Below are 18,176 nucleotides of genomic sequence, written 5' to 3'. Positions count from 1 at the left end.
TGCCTATTCTCTAAGCCACTTTAAAAGCTAAGGCTTTTCTTAAAGGTTTAAAGTTTTACTGTATTCTATATCATGCAATATCAAATATTACTGTAAAAACAGTAGTATTATCGTCTGATACTACAGTGATTGCTGTATCATGCAGATGAATAATTTTCTGTGTTAGAAAAAGCCCAATTCCATGGCCCTTTTCTCTTTTGGAAGTCTCGCTTCTGTAGAAAGGTTCAAAGATGTGTTGCAGGTCTTCCTGTGAAATAGAAACTCCTGTATTGGAGAAACTGATGTAAAGCTTTTTTGTATTTACTGTAACATTTATTGAACACATATGTTCCGGTGAATATTTGCAGGCATTATCAATAAGATTATTGAAAGCAACCTGAAGAAGATATTCGTTTCCCTGAATGATCAGCTGATGCTCCTCTACATGGTCTTCAATATGTAAAGAGACCTTGTATCCGGTATTTTCTTTGATAATTTTGGTGTAAGATTCCAAAAGAATCTCGTCCAGACGTACTTCCGAGAAGCTGATCTCATTAGGGTCATAACTCGCCTTGGCAAGATCCATCAAGCTATTGGAGAGTTTGACCATATTGCGGGCGTCATCCAAGGCATAGCGGATTGTTTGCTGATATTGGTCTTTGGGAAGATCTTTTTCAGAAGCCAGTTCCAGCTCTGTAATAATGGCAGATAATGGCGTCCGTAGTTCGTGTGAGATATTGGATACAAAATGTTTTTGAGAGTCAAAAGAGTTTTCCAGACGCTCCAGCATGCCATTGAAATTTTGGGCAAGCTCATTAAGCTCATCTTTTTCTCCTGTTGTTTTGAGGCGCAGCTGTAGTTTTCCCGCAGTAATTCTTTTAATCTGATTGACCATCTCACTTAATGGACTTAATGCTTTTTTAGAAAGAAAAATTCCCGCCAGATAAATAAGAATCAGAATACTGATGAAAGATATGATGCTGATGGTAAGTAGATGAGAGAGATAGTCGTAACCGTACTTGTCATATGCAGCAGCTGTTACAGCATAGGATTTTCCAGAATGATGGTAAATCATTCCTACCACCTGTAGCTGATCCAAAAAGAAGCTTATTCTTTTTTGCTGAAATATCCGGGAAAGCATTTCCGGAGTTTCTTTTACATAATCTACTTTTACATCATCGTGGTAGATCAGCTGATGACCGGAGTCATAAATGGCAACCTGAACTTCATTAAGGGTTCTGTTGTTGTTTTTGTAAAGTTTATGCATTTCCTGTTCAGGCAGTGAACTTTGGAAAAACAAATCTGCTTTTGCTATAGCCTCATTTTGCAGCTCGCTGTAAAATGATTTTTCTCTGGCCTCTTTTGATGAATAATAGATTGAAAAACTGTAAACGCCTAAAAGCATTGCGGTAATTAAAGTAAAAAGCAGTGTGAGCCTGGTTCTTATTTTCATCTGTATGTTTTTAGTTCGCCTTGGTGATTACTGTATAATGCCTGTTTCGTAGTCTTTCTTAAGGATAAATCCCATGCCTGCTTTGGTATGAATAAGCTTGCTGTCAAAATCTTTATCAATTTTTTTCCGAAGATAATTGATATAAACATCTATGAAGTTGGTTCCCGTGTCAAAATGCGTTTCCCATACTTTTTCAGCAATCTCATTCCTGGAAAGAACCCTTTCAGAATTTTCCATCATAAACTTCAGGAGGTTGAATTCTTTTGGGGTTAGCTTAATAGGAGTATGGTCTCTGCTAACCGTTTTTTGTTCCAAATTCATTTCAATGCCTTCATATTTGAGGACGAAGACTTTTTGCTGTCTCTGTTGTGAAAAACGCTTCAGCAGAACTTTGATTCTTGCTGTCAGCTCACGCATTTCAAAAGGTTTGGTCATATAATCATCAGCTCCGGCATCAAATCCTTCCAGTTTGTCGTCCGTAGTTCCAAGTGCGGTAAGCATTACCACCGGAAGATTGGGTTTTAATGCTTTTATTTCATTACAGAACTCGAGACCGCTTTTTTTAGGAAGTACAATATCTGTCACTACCAGATCAAAATTTGTCTGCAGAGCCAGTTTCAGACCTGTCATTCCATCATAGGCTGCAGTTACTTCAAATTCAGATTCCTGAAGCCCTTTTGTGATAAGTTTAGAAAGCCTGTCGTCGTCTTCAACTAATAAAATATGTGGCATAAAAATGTAGGAATGTTTAGGTTGATGTGAAGAATCGCTCAATATGTTACACAAATGTAATGAATTCTATTTTGTAATTTTGGATCTGAAATAATAATCAGATGTTAGAATTTAAAATATTTTCAAATAAAAAAAGGAAGAAAGTAGCTGTTAAAGGGTTTTTATTCTTCTTATTTACTTTGATGATCAATTGCAGCGCTTATCAAACAATGTCTCTTAAAAATGGAGATTTACTTTTTGTAACTGCAAAAGAGACAGGGCTTTCCGGAGCGATCAATAATGTAACTCAAAAACAGAAAACTGCTTCCTTCGATCATATTGGTATTTTGCAAAAAGAAGGACATACAATATTTGTACTGCATGCCGCACCAAAAGGAGGTTCCCAAAAGCAGTCTTTAAAAGATTTTATTAAAGATCAGGAAGAGGATGGGCAGAAAGTAGTCGTTTATCGTTTGAAACCTGAATACCAAAAAGCTATTCCAACAGCTGTTGAAAGAGCAAACTCAATGCTCGGTAAGCCATATAATTTCAATTATATTCTTGATGAAAGCTCATATTACTGCTCAGACTTTATAGAAAGAGCATTCCGGGAAGAACATATTTTCAAACTGGAACCTATGACCTTCATTGATCCTAAAACAGGGAAAACCAATACCTTTTGGGAAGAATTTTATACAAAGAAAGGTTTAAAAGTACCTGAAGGCGAGCCCGGCTGCAATCCAAATGGGCTGGCAGGTTCAGATAAACTGGAAAGAATACAGGAATTTTAAATCAAAGAGAAGCTGATAAGGCTTCTTTTTTTGTTAAAGTTTAAAAAATATTAGTCCACTAATTTGGTGGACTAATATTTTTTTATATTTTTGTCACAGATTTAATGCAAACAGCAATATGATCAGAAGTGTTTAACCAAAAATGTTTAGCAATGATTACACCTAATACAAGCCTGCAGGTTTTGCAAAATAAAGTAAGCCTGCCAAAAAAAGAATTGATCCTGGAAATAGAATTGAATGGCAAAATGAAGTTTGAGCATTTAATGAATACTATCTACAATCAATTGGGCATCTGTCATAGAGTGTTGTCAGCAAATGTGGAGTATGTAAACGGATACAGTTTTGGTACAGTACAGTTATATATCAATGTCAGTTCAGAAGATTATCAGAACCTTGAGTTCTATCTGACTAAAAATAAACTTTTGAGTACGACGGTGGAGTATCTCTGCCGGAAGTATTCTTAGGGAAGATTCATATAGTTTTAATTACTCGAAGTGTCTGGTATTTTACCAGGCGCTTTTTTATTTTAGGGGATTGATGTTTCTCCCACAGACTATACAACCACAATAAAAAAAGCGTCCGGATCACTCTGAACGCTTTATAGTAATAAAATAATTTTTAAATTCTTTCGATATCAGCACCAATTGCTTTCAGTCTTCCATCGATATTTTCGTATCCTCTGTCGATTTGCTCGATATTGTGGATAATAGATTTCCCTTCTGCAGAAAGTGCCGCAATCAGAAGAGCGTTTCCGGCTCTGATATCCGGGGAAACCATTGTTGTTCCTCTTAACGGAGCTTCTTGGTTTAATCCGATTACGGTAGCTCTGTGCGGGTCACATAAAATGATCTGAGCTCCCATATCAATTAATTTATCCACAAAAAATAACCTGGATTCAAACATTTTCTGATGAACCAGAATACTTCCTTTTGCTTGAGTAGCCACTACTAAAATAATAGACAGCAAATCCGGAGTGAATCCCGGCCATGGTGCATCAGAAATAGTAAGAATAGATCCGTCAATGAATTTCTGAATTTTATAATGTTCCTGAGCAGGAATGTAAATGTCATCACCGCTTTGCTCAAGCTGAATTCCTAATTTTCTGAATGTATTTGGAATAACTCCCAATTGGTTCCAGTTTACATTTTTGATGGTGATTTCAGATTTTGTCATAGCGGCCAGACCGATCCATGATCCGATTTCTACCATATCCGGAAGCATAGTATGTTCCGTTCCTCTAAGGTAATCTACTCCTTCAATGGTAAGAAGGTTAGATCCGATCCCTGAAATATTGGCTCCCATTCTGTTCAGCATTTTGCATAATTGCTGTAGATAAGGCTCACAGGCGGCGTTGTAGATTCTTGTTTTTCCTTTTGCTAATGCCGCAGCCATCACAATATTGGCTGTACCCGTTACAGAAGCTTCCTCTAAAAGGATAAATTTCCCTTTAAGTTCTGTAGCTTTTAAAGAATAGAAATATTCCTCTTCATCATAATTGAACTCTGCACCCAGTTCAACAAGTCCCTGAAAATGGGTATCCAATCTTCTTCTTCCGATTTTGTCACCTCCCGGAGTTGGCATATAAGCTTCTCCATAACGTGCAAGCATCGGACCCATTAGCATAATGGAACCACGCAGCTTTGCTCCGTCTTTTTTGAATTCATCAGACTTTATATAGTCGAAGTTGACCTGATCAGCCTTGAAAGTATAATCTCCCTGACCGTTTTTAATAACTTTTACACCAAAATCACCCAGGATTTCAATCAGTCTGTTGACATCATGAATGTCCGGAATGTTTTTAATTCTTACCTCTTCATCGGTTAAAAGCACCGCACATAAAATTTGTAGAGCCTCATTTTTGGCTCCTTGTGGAGTTATTTCGCCCTGCAGTCTTTTTCCTCCTCTTATTTGAAATGTTCCACTCATTATTTTCTGTTTTTATGATTGTTATTATGCCTTCTTTTATTAGGTTGGTTTTTGTTATTGTTATTGTTATTGTTATTGTTATTTCGGTTGTTACTATTACCGCTGTTGTTTCGGTTATTGTTGCTGGTGTAATAGATTTTACTTTTTTCAAGAGACTCTATTCCTGTAAGATCCAACCTGTTTTCAGACAGTTCTTTCAAATGACGGAAAATTACATCATCTGTTACGTGTTCTTTATTATATACATTATAGGATTTCTTCATATTGTTGGCAATCACTTCGATAAGGGCTTCTTTTTCATCGCCCTGTTCCAGCTCGATTGCTTTTTCTATCAATTGAAGGATACTTTTTCCGTAAAATTTAAAATCACCCTGAAGTTTAGGGTATTCCATTCTTTTAGGTTTTTCTGCCAGCTGCTCTCTTGTAGGAAACGGGTAAGGTGACTCTACATCAAGATCATATTCTGCCAGAATAAAAAGATGATCCCAAAGTTTATGTTTATAATTTTCTTCGTCGCGAAGTTGTGGGTTTCTCTGACCCATAAAATCGATGATTGCCATAGCCATCTCATTCCTTTCTTCTTTGGAAGTGAGTTCTTTACAGCGCTCAACCAACTGTTGTATAATTCTGCCGTATTCGGGCATATGAAGCTGAGTTTTTTGGGTATTGTATTCCATAGTATGCAAATATATGGATTAAAAGAAAAATTGCTTCGAGAATATTAAAAATTTATGATTTTTTAATGAAAAGACCCAATAAATTTCCCCTTGATTTATTATTAAAAAATAAAATATATCCCTATTAATTGAATTTGTTTTTAATAAAGTTGTAACTTGTTTGTAATATTAATAATTGTTTTTGCCATGAAAAAATCCTATCTTTTCCTTTATCTGCTGGCTTTTGCTGTTACTAACTCCTGCCAAAGCAGCGATGAATTAATTACAGAACGTTCCCCGCAGGAAGAAGTTCACAATAAAATTGTAAATGTTACGAATCATGATGGGCGGCCTTTCAGTACTGGAGCCGGATCAGGATCTGTACAGGGAAAATTTGTTGCCGGCCCGGGCGGTAGTGTTTTGATGCAGGGGTTTTATTGGGATGTTCCGGATGGAGGGAACTGGTGGAATACAGTGAAAGATAAACTGACCGCATGGTCCAATGCCGGAATTGGTTCTGTATGGCTTCCCCCGGCTTCCAAAGCGCAGAACGGAGCCTATTCCATGGGGTATGATCCCACAGATTATTATGATTTTGGAAATTTTAACCAAAATGGAAGTATTGAAACCCGCTTTGGATCAAGAGCTGAACTGGAAGCCTTGATTACAAAAGCGCATGCTGAAAATATGCAGGTATATGCGGATATTGTGATCAATCATAACAGTGGAGGACAGTCTGAAGCCAATCCATATACAGGAACCAATACCTGGACCAATTTTTCAGGAATAGCCTCCGGAAAATTCCAGAGAAATTATAATGACTTTTATAAAAATGCTTACGGAAACAATGATGAAGGTTCTTTTGGAGGTTTTCCGGATATGTGCCATGCCAATCCTCATGTACAGGACTGGCTTTGGGGAAGAGATGATTCTGTTGCAAAATACTATAAAAATGTAATGAAATTTGATGGTTGGAGGTTTGACTACGTCAAAGGGTTTGGTCCCTGGGTTGTGAATACCTGGAATTCTAAAGTAGGTGGGTTTTCTGTGGGTGAATTATGGGATTCCAATGTAAATACGCTGGAGTGGTGGGCTAATAACGCCAACAGTTCCGTATTTGATTTTGCCGCTTACTATAAGATGGATGAAGCCTTTGATAATGGAAATCTAAATGTTTTGAATGATGATATGATGTGGAAAAGAAACCCTTACAAAGCTGTAACATTTGTTGCCAATCATGATACCGATATTATCTACAATAAAATGCCGGCCTACGCTTATATCTTGACCCATGAAGGCTATCCTACTATTTTTTACAGAGATTATGAGGAGTGGCTGAACAAAGACAAATTAAATAACCTTATCTGGATTCATAACAATAAAGCTACCGGTACCACTTCCATTCTATACACGGACAATGATGAATATATTGCAAGACGTAATGGATATAACGGAAATCCCGGGCTTGTAGTTTACATTAATACTTCATCAAGCTGGCAGGAACGCTGGGTAGAAACTAATTGGAGCAATCAGCAGATTAAAGATTTTACCGGTGCTTCAAGCTGGTATCCTACAACACAGGGCGATAAGTGGGTGAAGATTCAATGTCCGCCAAATTCTTATTCCATCTGGTCCTTAAACCAATAAAAAAGAGAGCATTTTGCTCTCTTTTTTATGAATTTATCCTTTGAAATGATACTATAGATGATTCTAATATCCTGGATTTTGGGTAAGCTTTGGATTTAAAGAAATAGCATCCGCCGGAATAGGAAAGAGTTCTCTGTTAATATTTCCTGAGTGAGGATAAGGAGATGCCGGAAAGTCGTATGTATATTTCAATTCTACTTTTTCAAGTAATTTCCCAAACCTCAGAAGATCTTCTCTGCGGTATCCTTCATGATAGGTTTCCCATCCTCTTTCATTCAGAATATCATCTAATGTCAAAACGGTAAGAGGCAGTAATCCGGCTCTGGTCCTGATGGGATTGATATACTGTAAAGCAGCGGCTGTATTTCCCATCTGAAACTGGGCTTCTGCATACGTAAGATAAATTTCACCAAGACGCATCAGCGGAAAGTCGGCATCACTGTCTTCTCCTTTTGCAATGTTTTCCTGTAAAGGGAACTTGAATGTAATGACGCGGTTAAGATGTTTTTGAACGGTTTCAGGGGCTGCAGGGGTTCCATATACAGGGGTTCCGTCTGCTTTATACTGTACTCCTGCAATAGCAATTCCCTGTTTGGTATTTTTGTCAAATGGTGCTATCCGTTGATCATCAGATGCAAAAGTACTGTAGAAATAATTGGACATTCCATATCCGTTGGAGGCAGATACTCCCTGAATATTAAGGGCATTGCGCAGCTCGCTTTCCAAAGAAAGCGCCACATATTTATTCCCTTTATCAGACTGGTTAATTTGATTGACTGCCAAAATAATCTCAGAGTTTGCATCGATTTTAAATACATCCTGATATCTGGCCTGGAGGCTTGATCCGGAATTATCAATAACGTCTTTTGCATACTGGCTGGCCTTTGTCCAGTCTTTGTTATTTAAATAAAATCTTGCTAAAAAAGCTTTTACCGCCCACTTTGTTGGTCTGCCGTAATTGGATGGAGTGGAGGGAAGTGTATTTTCAATATTTTTCATTTCAGATTCTACGAAAGATCTTATAGTGACTGCTGAAGTTCTTTCAATGCCGCTAGAGAGATTTTCACCACCGGTGATCAAAGGAACAGCTCCAAAGACATTTTGTAATTTATAATAAGCGTATGCTCTCCAGAATCTGGCTTCTGCGACCATAGCAGAATAGGCAGGATCATTCTCTTTGCTGCCAAATGATATAAGTACCTGGTTAGATTGTGCAATCAGTTTGTAGGTTTCGCGGTACATTTCCATGGGTTGATAATGGCCGGAATTCAGGTTGAGAAAATTTTGCATTCCGCCCCATTCTGTAATGGCAAATCCCCAGTTTAAAGTAAACTCATCTGTTCCCGCCTCGGGAGCCAGCTGCCAGTTATTCCCCCGTGAATAACTAAAATACTGTACATATTTGTAAATGCCGTCTACGAGAATTTTGCAGCCGGTTTCGCCCTGAGCTATAAGATTATTCTGAGAAGTTCCGGTATAAACATTTTCTTCAAGCATACTGTCGGAACATGAATTGAGTAGATTTCCACCGGAGAAAAGAATAAGCCCCAGCCAATAAGTTTTTATAAATTTATTTTTCATTATAGGTTCTATTTTAATCATTAATTAAAGAAATTAGAAGCTTACATTAACTCCCAGAGAATATGTTCTTGCAGAAGGATAACCTCCGAGATCTATTTTCCCTGGCAACATAGGGGTGGGAATACCTTCGGATCTTTCCAGATAGCTTCCATTGGAAGATTCCGGGTTAAGTCCTGAGTATTGGGTCCAGGTCCATAGATTTTGTGCCTGAAAATAAATTCTGAATGAAGAGATGAAATCTCCAAAGTACTCACTGGCGGGTAAATCATATGACAGCGTAATATTTTGTAATCTGACAAATGAGGCGTCCTCTATAAAACGGGAGTTATATGCCCAGTAATTACTGCCTGATCTGGAAGCCGGAGTTCCGTTTGCAGCTGTGAAATATTGAGCTTCCTTTAAAAGGTTATAGGGCTGCTCCGGTTTGGCAACTCCATATTGAGCAGCAGCATAATTAAATAACTTTTGACCTACAGAGGCTGTAAAAAATACATCCAGCCCAAAATTCTTATATTTAAAATTATTACCTAATCCGGCTGTAAATTTCGGATCCGGAGTTCCCTGGTAACGTAGATCTTTAGAAAGATTCATGCTTCCGTCAGGATTGAGCCCTAAAAAGTCTGGAGCCAAATAGGCATTGGCTCTTTCCCCTTCCCGAAAACCTAATAATTCCATAGCTGACCTTGCAGCAGTCCCGCCATATATTTTATCTACACTGGTTTTTATGGAAGAGAAGTTGGCATTGGCATTCCATGAAAAATTTTTCTTACGGATTATTCTTGCATTTAATGAAACTTCTATACCAGTTGTTTTGGTATCAGCTGCATTGATCCACTGATGATCAACCCCTCCTTCAAAAGGTAATGAAATAGGAATTACCAGATCTTTTGTCTTTTTACTAAAGGCATCAATACTTCCTGACAGAACTCTGTTGAAAGCTTCGAAATCGACTCCAATATTAAGCTGGCTGGTAGTTTCCCATTTGAAATCTTTATTTCCTGTATAATTGGACAGTGTGGCCCCGCTTATGAGTTGCTGGCCAAGAATTCCGTTTCTCTCTATAAGATAAGTGTTCATAGAAAGATAATTATTGAATCCCTGGTTTCCTGTTTTACCATATCCTGCTCTCAATTTAAGTTCGTTAAGGGTTTTGTTATCTTTTAAAAACTCTTCTTCAGAAATTCTCCATGCTGCAGATACTCCCGGAAACCAACCCCATTTGTTTCCACTGGAAAATTTGGAGGAACCGTCTCTGCGTATTGAAGCGGTAACAGAATACTTCCCATCATAGGTATAGTCTATCCTTCCAAATCCTGAAATAAGGGTGCTTGGAATTCTGTTTGAAAATGATCTGAGTATTGATGCGGATTGAAGATTATAATTTCCGTCTAAAATATCTGTCGGAAATTTTTCTCCATAAGCAATCGTTAATTCATTTTCAAATTTTTGAATGGAATATCCTGCCAGCCCAATGATTTGATGTTTTCCAAACGTTTTGTTATAGTTCAGGAGGGCTTCTGCCAGATAATTATTATTTCTTGAATTTGAATTGGAGGCAATTCCTCCATGTACCCCTATACTTGACATACCGCTTGCGGGAGCAGAATTAGGCAGAAAGAAATTGTTGACAGAGTTTTGGGTTTCATATCCTAATTTCAGCTGCGGTTTCAGACCATCAAGGATTTCATAGGAAATATCAGTACTTGCATTCAGTTTATCTGATTTTGTGCGGTCTTTAATATTTAAAAAAAGGAGCGGGTTTACATTAAAATCAGAAGACGGATCTGATGCATAAGGATGATCTGCAGAAAGATAAGGAGCGAAAGTAATAGCAGAAGAAACTAAGGAATTTCTGGTATCCCCTTGTATTGCAGGGTTTTTATCTTTGATGAAGCTAGTGAAAATATTGGTATTGATAGCTAACTTATTTTTGGTATAGCTGAGGTTCAATCTTCCGGTATACCTTTCAATTCCTGAATTCTTAAGAACTCCTTCCTGATCAAAATAACCTAGCGAAGCAAAATATTTAATGTTTTCATTCCCTCCGGACATACTTAGAGCATGGCTGCTGATCACCCCTGTTCTCTGGATCTGCTTTTGCCAGTCGGTATTGATCCCTGTGTCTACAGAATTCAATGTTTTACCCATCTTGGTCCAGAAGTTCAGATATTCCTGAGAGTTCATTACCTCGTAGTTTTTTACAACACTTTGCCAGCTGTAATACGTGTCATAGGTTATTTTTGCTTTTCCCGATTTTCCTTTTTTTGTAGTAATGATGACTACACCGTTAGCCCCTCTTGAACCATAAATGGCAGTAGCAGAAGCGTCTTTTAAAACAGCGATACTTTCAATATCATTTGGATTGATAGAATTTAGAGGATTTTTTGCGGGAGCTGAAAAAGAAGCTACGCCGTTGAGTGAGGAACCGTTTGCTACGGTACTTTCTTCGGATAAGGGAATTCCATCAATAATATAGAGAGGATCAGTGGTACCAAAAATAGAATTTCTGCCTCTGATGATTGTTTGGCTGCCACCACCTGGCTGTTCGGAAGTCTGTTTGAATTGCACTCCGGCGACTCTTCCGCCTATCATCTGGTCGATATTGGCTGTAGCACCGCCGATATTGGATTCAGAAGCTTTAAGATTGGTAACAGCTCCCGTTACATCTTTTATTTTTTTTGAACCATAGCCTATGACCACTACTTCTTCGATCCTGTTTTCCTTTTCCTCAGTTGTTTGAGCAAAGGCAATATCGCTTACCCAAAGGGCAGCTAATGCCAGAGGCAATTTCATCTTTTTCATAATTTGTGTATTTTAAATTTCAGATTTATTTTAGTTTCTTATCTCTATTGTTTTTTCATCGGTTCCAATTCCTTTTATTTTTAAAGATTTCCATTTTTTAGGCAGAACACCTTTATTATATTTTATTCCCTGATCTGTAATTTCCACTCCGCCAAAGCCATAGATGACGGCCTGAAGCATTGCTCCTGCTCCGGTTACAAAATAGGGGTTGTTGCTTTTGGCGGATTCGGAGAAAACACCAAAAGGCGGTCTTGAGTTCGGGATATAGGATTTTAGGAAATAATCATAGGCTTTCTCGGGCTCATTCATTCTGGCATACAGAACGGATAATATTCCCGGGCCCATGGCGGGTCCGTCATTTTTATCCATCTTATCAGCATAATATTCCAGATCGTTTTTTATCTGTTTTTTATCTGTGATAATATGCAGGGGATAGGCCAGCAGGTTAACATCAGCCTGTTTTATCGGCTGTCCCTTGTAACCTTTATAGTTTTGAGTAATCCCGTTTTCTGTATGGATCAGCAATTTTTCAGCAACTTCCTGCCATGCAGGATTTACTTTTTCACCCAGAATATGTCCGGCTTTTATCGTGTTTTTTAAGGTTTCTATTGCAGAACCATTAGTAAAAGCATTATCATCAATATGTTGTGCATACTCATCTGCACCTACTACATTTTTAATAGAGAAAGAACCATTATTATTTTTAGTAACCCTGCTCACCCAAAAATCTGCTGTTTCTTTCATCACATTATAATTTTCTTTCAGCCAGTTTTTGTCCTGTGTCACTGTGTAATAGTTCCAGAAAGCAATAGGGATATCAGAAGTGATATGTTGCTCAAAGATACCGGTCAGTGCCCAGGTCGGTGTGGCCTCTTCTCCTGTGTCATCGGATTCCCAAGGGTACATTGCCCCTTTATAGCCATAGATATATGCTTTCTGTTTTGCCTTTTCAAGTCTGTCGGTTCTGTAGTCCAAACATGATTGTGCCATTTCAGGCTGCATGGCAAGTAGAACAGGGTACATCCATAATTCAGTATCCCAGAAAATATGCCCGTTATATCCCTGTGAAGAAAGACCCATTGGAGGAATACTGAGTCTTGAACCTGATCTTATAGAAGAGTATAAGTTATATAGTGCAAATCTTATTCTTTGCTGTGCATCAAGGTCGCCTTCTATTTCAATGTCTCCTGCATTCCATAGGGCTGCCCAGGCTTTTTTATGTCTGTCAAGCATAGAGCCTATTCCCTCCTGCAAAGCAAATATGGGCTGTCTTTCGGATTCGTTCACGGGATCAGTTACATCTTTCGAAGTACATATTCCGCCCGCAACAGCAAACTTGTATTTCTTATCTTTTTTGAGCTTCGTAGTAAAACCCAGTTCCTCATTGATATATTTCAGATCTTCTTTAGGACCGTCAAATAAGAATGTGGTGGAGGCTGCCACTCTGTATTTTCCATTCATGGTCTTAGCCACAGTACCAAAAACCGGCATAAGGAATTCGTTGTCTTTTAATACTCTGTAATTTTTTTTGACATCTTTAAGTTCATCAGGGATACTCATATAATTAAATGCAGATACCTCGATGTCCTTTAGAGGAATAATTTCCACGATAGTCATTGCTGAATAAGGATTAGCCCTGTTAGTTAAGAGGCTATAATTTATATTTGCAAGATCTTTAAATGAAAATGAGGTGGTGGAAATACCTTCTTTCATAGAAATAGTCTGGCTCCATCCGGAAATATTATTTCCGCTAATTTCCTTATTATTAATTTTAATTCTAAGATTTAAGAATTCTATTCCTTTTACAATCCGGCTGATCCCGTTTTCGGGAGAAGATTCATAGACTCCATTCAGGATAATTTCCTTTGTTACTAATGGGGTGTCATTAGTAACAATACCGAATTGTCCGTTGGCCATAGCGACTCCATTATAATTTTCTCTTGAAGTTGCAAGAAGATTCCATTCGTCGGATTTTTTTACCTGTCCTGAATATAAGACAGTACCTATTAAAAATGGGAGGGATAATTTTTTAATAAAACTCATTTGTGTTAAAAACTTTAACATCAAATATATCTTCTATCCTACTAAAAAATCAAGTATGTTTTAAAATAATTGATCTCTGTTTATTTATTTGTGTTTTATGAATTATATTTTACATACATACTATTATTTTCAATGTAATGAATTTATCAGTATTCCATATTTATAGAAATATAAATATGACAGGTACCGTCATTAAAAATAACTTTAACAGTAGGTGCGTTTTGAATTATTTTCTAATAATAATCCCTGATTGTGCATAAACAGATGCTAAGAAATTTAAAATGAAAAATAATTTTACAAATAAAATAAAATTGGCTAATGATATTTTATTAACTATTTTTTTTGTTATAGAATTATTCTTCACCCGAAAAGGTAACTATCTTGCCAGAACTTTATAATGCATCTAGATCTGGATAAACTTTTTCTTCTGATGCTGATCCGGTAAATAACATTTTTGATTGGCTAGCTTCATCCTATTTCTGGAAACAATATCATACATTTTGTCACTTAAAGATTTCGGTAGTATTTTTCCGATAACAGAAAGCTTGTATATTCCGCCCAATACATTGGCGATTTCTAATACTGCTCTTGATTTTATATGATAATATTGCTTAGGTTTCCAAAGATATAAAGTATTGAATACTTTTGTTTCCAACCCTCTGTCACCTAAAAACTGTTGGCCAAAGTCGGATTGTAGTGAGGCAAACATGAATTTGTCTTTCTTATCTCTTTCCAATATCCATTGAACCCAGAAATTACAGACTCCGCAATCTCCGTCAAAAAATACGATATGTTTATCCTGCCAGTTCTCCATGATATTATTTATTAAACATGATCCCTCTTTCGGTATCTTCCTTTACTCTTTTAAAATATTGAACAAGGTCTGCACGCTGTTCATCCGTCAATTTAGCATCCTGATGCCCTACGTAATAAGACTCAAGCGGCATTTCTTTTTTCTCAACCATTTCAATGCATTCTTCAATCTTATGAAGCTGCCTTTTCGGCTCATATACTGCAAAGGTAGAGAAATTAAGGTGCTTTCGCCCCTCATTAATGTGATTTTTTAAGAACCAGGAAACAGGTGATATACTTGAATACCATGGATATTTGGTTTCATTGGAATGACAATCATAGCACGAAGTCCTCATGATTTTGACTATTTTTTCGGGGCTGTTTTTAATCTTCAAAAAATCCATGCCAGGGGTAGGAGGGGGATTGGTTTTATCAATAGGAAAAAACTGGATCATGATGAATGCTACAAGAAGGACGACAATTATTTTTTTCATAAGAAGGGAATTCATGTTCTGTGACATAAAGGTAGTTAATTTATTTTTTAATATAAATGGAAGTTAAAAGTGCCTGTAAATTACAGCATGACCCTATGGGAATAATCTTGATGAATAGATGAATTTCTGCTGCTGTTTGTTATCTTTAAACAAAATCTTTGATAGAATAGAAAGGATTCCAAATTGTAAATTGAAAACAATATAATTTGCGGAAGTTTAAGAATAAACAGATTAAAATAATTCGTATAATGGCGGCAAGTAGAGAGCTTTTAACTTTTAAGAAATACTGCTTTTTAAAATAACTCTGTACCATAACTTTGCTTATATTGAAAATTTAGCTGAGTTTATGATAAACAACTTATCTCTTCCGGCTTTCCTCTATCTTTCTTCATAATTCTTACGTTGAGTGATTCTAAATTGAGTGATATGTTGCTGTTTTTATTTAAGTTAATTTAAAAAATTCCTAACTTAATACCACAATTTTGTCTGACCTTAAATGCTGTTAGAAATATTTATTTATAGTTTTTAACTATCGCTGAAATAATTATTAATAGATTGTATTTATTAAATAGACGTTGTAAGTTTGCCATGTTCTTACAACAGAAAATTACTTTAAACTGTATTAATCAATAATAAAATAAACGACAATGGAAAAAGATTTGAATGACATCAGTAAATGCCCGTTTCACAATGGAACAATGAAGAAAAATGTAGCTGGTGGGGGAACCCAGAATTCTGATTGGTGGCCTGATAGGCTTAGGGTGGATCTTCTGCGCCAGCATTCATCACTGTCTGATCCCATGGACCAGGACTTCGATTATACAAAGGCATTTGAAAGCCTGGATCTTGAGGCGGTGAAAAAAGACCTTCACGCATTGATGACGGATTCGCAGGACTGGTGGCCGGCTGATTTTGGACATTACGGACCTTTATTTATACGTATGGCATGGCACAGTGCCGGAACTTATCGTGTAGGAGACGGAAGAGGAGGAGCTGGAGCGGGACAGCAGCGTTTTGCACCTTTAAACAGCTGGCCGGATAATGTAAGTCTTGATAAAGCAAGGAGGTTACTTTGGCCAATTAAGCAAAAATATGGAAGAAATATATCATGGGCAGACCTTTTGATCCTTACAGGAAATATAGCTCTTGAATCTATGGGCTTCAAAACATTTGGGTTTGCAGGAGGACGTGCTGATGTATGGGAGCCGGATATGGATGTATATTGGGGTTCAGAAAAAACATGGTTAGGAGGAGATGTTCGCTATGCACACGGTTCTGAAGGGGTTGTAGAACATCACGCTGTACTTCCTACAGATGATAATGCGGATGGAGATATCCATTCCAGAAATCTTGAAAACCCACTGGCAGCAGTACAAATGGGGCTTATTTATGTAAATCCTGAGGGACCGGACGGAAATCCTGATCCGATTGCTGCCGCTAAAGATATTCGTGATACTTTCGGACGCATGGCGATGAATGATGAAGAAACAGTTGCTTTGATTGCCGGAGGGCATACTTTTGGGAAAACCCATGGGGCAGGACCTGCAGATCATGTAGGAAAAGAACCCGAAGGAGCAGGAATTGAACAGCAGGGATTAGGATGGGCAAGCACCTATAGGTCCGGAAGCGGAAAAGATGCTATTTCCAGTGGTCTTGAAGTAACCTGGACAGAAACGCCAACTCAATGGAGTAATTATTTCTTTAAAAACTTATTTGAAAACGAGTGGGAATTAACGAAAAGCCCTGCCGGAGCTCATCAATGGGTAGCAAAAGATGGTGCAGAAATCATTCCTGATGCATTCGATTCTTCTAAAAAACATAAGGCAACAATGCTTACAACAGACCTTTCTTTGAGACTGGATCCTGTTTACGAAAAAATTTCAAGACATTTTTACGAAAATCCTGAAGCCTTTGCAGATGCTTTTGCCAGAGCATGGTTTAAACTTACCCACAGAGATATGGGACCGCGTGCCCGTTACTTAGGACCGGATGTACCACAGGAAGAATTGATCTGGCAGGATCCGATTCCGGAAGTGAATCACGAATTGGTTGATACAAATGATGTAGAAACACTTAAATCAAAAATCTTAAATTCAGGGTTAAGTATTTCTGAGCTGGTATCTACAGCCTGGGCCTCTGCTTCTACATTTAGAGGAAGTGATAAAAGAGGTGGTGCGAATGGAGCCAGAATAAGACTGGAACCTCAAAGAAACTGGGAAGTGAATAACCCTGCACAGTTACAGAAAGTATTGGGTGTATTGGAAGGAATTCAAAATGAATTCAATTCTCAAAATGGAGGTAAGAAAATATCTTTAGCTGATCTGATTGTTCTGGCAGGGAGTGCAGCTGTGGAAGCCGCCGCAAGAAATGCAGGACATGAAGTGAAAGTTCCTTTCGCACCAGGAAGAATGGATGCTTCTCAGGAACAAACGGATGTTGAATCTATGGGCTATCTGGAACCAGCAGCTGATGGATTCCGTAATTATCTGAAAAGAAAATTCACAGTACCTACAGAGTCTCTATTAATTGATAAAGCTCAGTTGTTAACGCTTACTGCTCCTGAATTGAGTGTATTAGTAGGAGGGATGCGCGTTTTAGATACCAATTTTGACGGTTCAAAACACGGGGTATTTACCAGCCGTCCGGGAGCTTTTACCAACGACTTCTTCGTCAATCTTTTAGATATGGGAACTCAGTGGAAAGCAATGTCCGAAGATAAAGAACTTTATATGGGAAGTGACCGCTCAACTGGTCAGCCAAAATGGACAGCCACCCGTGCCGATCTTGTTTTCGGATCCAATTCTGAATTGAGAGCAGTAGCAGAGGTTTACGGAAGTGCTGATGCACAAGGTAAGTTTGTAAATGATTTTGTGGCTGCATGGACGAAGGTGATGAATCTGGATAGGTTTGATCTAATATAAATAGCAAGTATCAATTTCATTTAATTACATAAAAAAGGGTGCTCATAAGCATCCTTTTTTTATGAAAATTTGTTTAAATTATACATCCTGATCCTAAAAATTCAATATGCACCTTTATACTGAAGTGAAGACTTCCCGTTTTTGCTAAATACAATAACAGCTCATTATTTGGAAAATGGCTAAATCTTTCGGATTATTCCGACTATGGCTCACTGCTCACCGCAATGTATAAAGTTCACAAAGACGAATAAGACCCTGAATTTATGTTTCAGGATTATGAATGTCCTTTTCTCGAAAAAGTGGGATTGTTGAGCGAATGTCACATATCTAAAGAGATTTACGAAATAATAGAACAAATCGATTCAAGTCATGACCAGAGG

At 37.6% G+C, this 18,176-nt stretch carries 13 protein-coding genes; 4 read left to right on the top strand and 9 right to left on the bottom strand.

The features are described 5' to 3' along the window. Positions 1 to 70 precede the first annotated feature (70 nt). Positions 71 to 1,432, bottom strand: coding sequence for an ATP-binding protein (locus LF887_RS19450; RefSeq protein WP_236855906.1), 1,362 nt, complete (start codon positions 1,430 to 1,432; stop codon positions 71 to 73). A gap of 27 nt (positions 1,433 to 1,459) precedes the next feature. After that, positions 1,460 to 2,164, bottom strand: a complete 705-nt coding sequence (locus LF887_RS19445) for a response regulator transcription factor (RefSeq protein WP_236855905.1) — start codon at positions 2,162 to 2,164, stop codon at positions 1,460 to 1,462. Positions 2,165 to 2,265: 101 nt separating this feature from the next. Here LF887_RS19445 and LF887_RS19440 point away from each other — a divergent pair, with 101 nt between their 5' ends. Both LF887_RS19440 and LF887_RS19435 read left to right on the top strand, forming a co-directional pair. Further along, positions 2,266 to 2,934, top strand: coding sequence for a YiiX/YebB-like N1pC/P60 family cysteine hydrolase (locus LF887_RS19440; protein WP_236855904.1), 669 nt, complete (start codon positions 2,266 to 2,268; stop codon positions 2,932 to 2,934). Positions 2,935 to 3,086: 152 nt separating this feature from the next. After that, on the top strand, positions 3,087 to 3,398 hold the full coding sequence (locus LF887_RS19435; RefSeq protein ID WP_236855903.1) for a cysteine methyltransferase: 312 nt from the start codon (positions 3,087 to 3,089) through the stop codon (positions 3,396 to 3,398). Positions 3,399 to 3,552: 154 nt separating this feature from the next. On the opposite strand, the gene murA is transcribed toward LF887_RS19435, so the two are convergent. Together murA and LF887_RS19425 are read right to left on the bottom strand one after the other, a co-directional pair. After that, entirely contained in the window at positions 3,553 to 4,860 is a 1,308-nt protein-coding gene (gene murA / locus LF887_RS19430) for a UDP-N-acetylglucosamine 1-carboxyvinyltransferase (RefSeq protein ID WP_236855902.1), read from the bottom strand. Continuing rightward, complete coding sequence (locus tag LF887_RS19425) at positions 4,860 to 5,537, bottom strand: DUF4290 domain-containing protein (RefSeq protein WP_236855901.1); 678 nt, start codon at positions 5,535 to 5,537, stop codon at positions 4,860 to 4,862. Before LF887_RS19425 ends, murA begins: the two co-directional genes overlap by 1 nt. 186 nt (positions 5,538 to 5,723) lie before the next feature. Here LF887_RS19425 and LF887_RS19420 point away from each other — a divergent pair, with 186 nt between their 5' ends. Then, positions 5,724 to 7,163, top strand: coding sequence for an alpha-amylase (locus LF887_RS19420; protein WP_236855900.1), 1,440 nt, complete (start codon positions 5,724 to 5,726; stop codon positions 7,161 to 7,163). 63 nt (positions 7,164 to 7,226) lie between these two features. On the opposite strand, the gene LF887_RS19415 is transcribed toward LF887_RS19420, so the two are convergent. From LF887_RS19415 to LF887_RS19395, 5 genes are all read right to left on the bottom strand, one after another. Continuing rightward, on the bottom strand, positions 7,227 to 8,744 hold the full coding sequence (locus LF887_RS19415; RefSeq protein ID WP_236855899.1) for a RagB/SusD family nutrient uptake outer membrane protein: 1,518 nt from the start codon (positions 8,742 to 8,744) through the stop codon (positions 7,227 to 7,229). Between the two features lie 33 nt (positions 8,745 to 8,777). Then, positions 8,778 to 11,546, bottom strand: a complete 2,769-nt coding sequence (locus LF887_RS19410) for a SusC/RagA family TonB-linked outer membrane protein (RefSeq protein ID WP_236855898.1) — start codon at positions 11,544 to 11,546, stop codon at positions 8,778 to 8,780. A 30-nt stretch (positions 11,547 to 11,576) separates the two neighbouring features. After that, positions 11,577 to 13,589: a glycosyl hydrolase family 95 catalytic domain-containing protein gene (locus LF887_RS19405; protein WP_236855897.1), complete on the bottom strand. Its 2,013-nt coding sequence runs from the start codon at positions 13,587 to 13,589 to the stop codon at positions 11,577 to 11,579. Between the two features lie 403 nt (positions 13,590 to 13,992). Further along, positions 13,993 to 14,403 carry a thiol-disulfide oxidoreductase DCC family protein gene (locus LF887_RS19400; protein WP_236855896.1) on the bottom strand — a complete coding sequence of 137 codons (411 nt, stop codon included), beginning with the start codon at positions 14,401 to 14,403 and terminating at the stop codon, positions 13,993 to 13,995. Between the two features lie 4 nt (positions 14,404 to 14,407). Next, positions 14,408 to 14,875: a heme-binding domain-containing protein gene (locus LF887_RS19395; RefSeq protein WP_236855893.1), complete on the bottom strand. Its 468-nt coding sequence runs from the start codon at positions 14,873 to 14,875 to the stop codon at positions 14,408 to 14,410. Between the two features lie 647 nt (positions 14,876 to 15,522). Between LF887_RS19395 and katG the strand changes: the two genes are divergently transcribed. Next, positions 15,523 to 17,796, top strand: a complete 2,274-nt coding sequence (gene katG, locus LF887_RS19390; RefSeq protein WP_262912486.1) for a catalase/peroxidase HPI — start codon at positions 15,523 to 15,525, stop codon at positions 17,794 to 17,796. The last annotated feature ends 380 nt before the right edge of the window (positions 17,797 to 18,176 follow it).

This window comes from Chryseobacterium sp. MEBOG06, assembly GCF_021869765.1.
Classification (GTDB): Bacteria; Bacteroidota; Bacteroidia; order Flavobacteriales; family Weeksellaceae; genus Chryseobacterium.
The sequence above is the reverse complement of the archived record's forward strand: the minus strand, read 5'-3'. Positions and strand labels throughout refer to the sequence as shown.

What these genes read in the sequence shown, in the direction of transcription:
- LF887_RS19450 (WP_236855906.1), bottom strand. Translation starts at nt 1,432, where the DNA reads ATGAAAATAAGAACCAGGCTCACACTGCTTTTTACTTTAATTACCGCA.
- LF887_RS19445 (WP_236855905.1), bottom strand. Translation starts at nt 2,164, where the DNA reads ATGCCACATATTTTATTAGTTGAAGACGACGACAGGCTTTCTAAACTT.
- LF887_RS19440 (WP_236855904.1), top strand. Translation starts at nt 2,266, where the DNA reads ATGTTAGAATTTAAAATATTTTCAAATAAAAAAAGGAAGAAAGTAGCT.
- LF887_RS19435 (WP_236855903.1), top strand. Translation starts at nt 3,087, where the DNA reads ATGATTACACCTAATACAAGCCTGCAGGTTTTGCAAAATAAAGTAAGC.
- murA (WP_236855902.1), bottom strand. Translation starts at nt 4,860, where the DNA reads ATGAGTGGAACATTTCAAATAAGAGGAGGAAAAAGACTGCAGGGCGAA.
- LF887_RS19425 (WP_236855901.1), bottom strand. Translation starts at nt 5,537, where the DNA reads ATGGAATACAATACCCAAAAAACTCAGCTTCATATGCCCGAATACGGC.
- LF887_RS19420 (WP_236855900.1), top strand. Translation starts at nt 5,724, where the DNA reads ATGAAAAAATCCTATCTTTTCCTTTATCTGCTGGCTTTTGCTGTTACT.
- LF887_RS19415 (WP_236855899.1), bottom strand. Translation starts at nt 8,744, where the DNA reads ATGAAAAATAAATTTATAAAAACTTATTGGCTGGGGCTTATTCTTTTC.
- LF887_RS19410 (WP_236855898.1), bottom strand. Translation starts at nt 11,546, where the DNA reads ATGAAAAAGATGAAATTGCCTCTGGCATTAGCTGCCCTTTGGGTAAGC.
- LF887_RS19405 (WP_236855897.1), bottom strand. Translation starts at nt 13,589, where the DNA reads ATGAGTTTTATTAAAAAATTATCCCTCCCATTTTTAATAGGTACTGTC.
- LF887_RS19400 (WP_236855896.1), bottom strand. Translation starts at nt 14,403, where the DNA reads ATGGAGAACTGGCAGGATAAACATATCGTATTTTTTGACGGAGATTGC.
- LF887_RS19395 (WP_236855893.1), bottom strand. Translation starts at nt 14,875, where the DNA reads ATGAAAAAAATAATTGTCGTCCTTCTTGTAGCATTCATCATGATCCAG.
- katG (WP_262912486.1), top strand. Translation starts at nt 15,523, where the DNA reads ATGGAAAAAGATTTGAATGACATCAGTAAATGCCCGTTTCACAATGGA.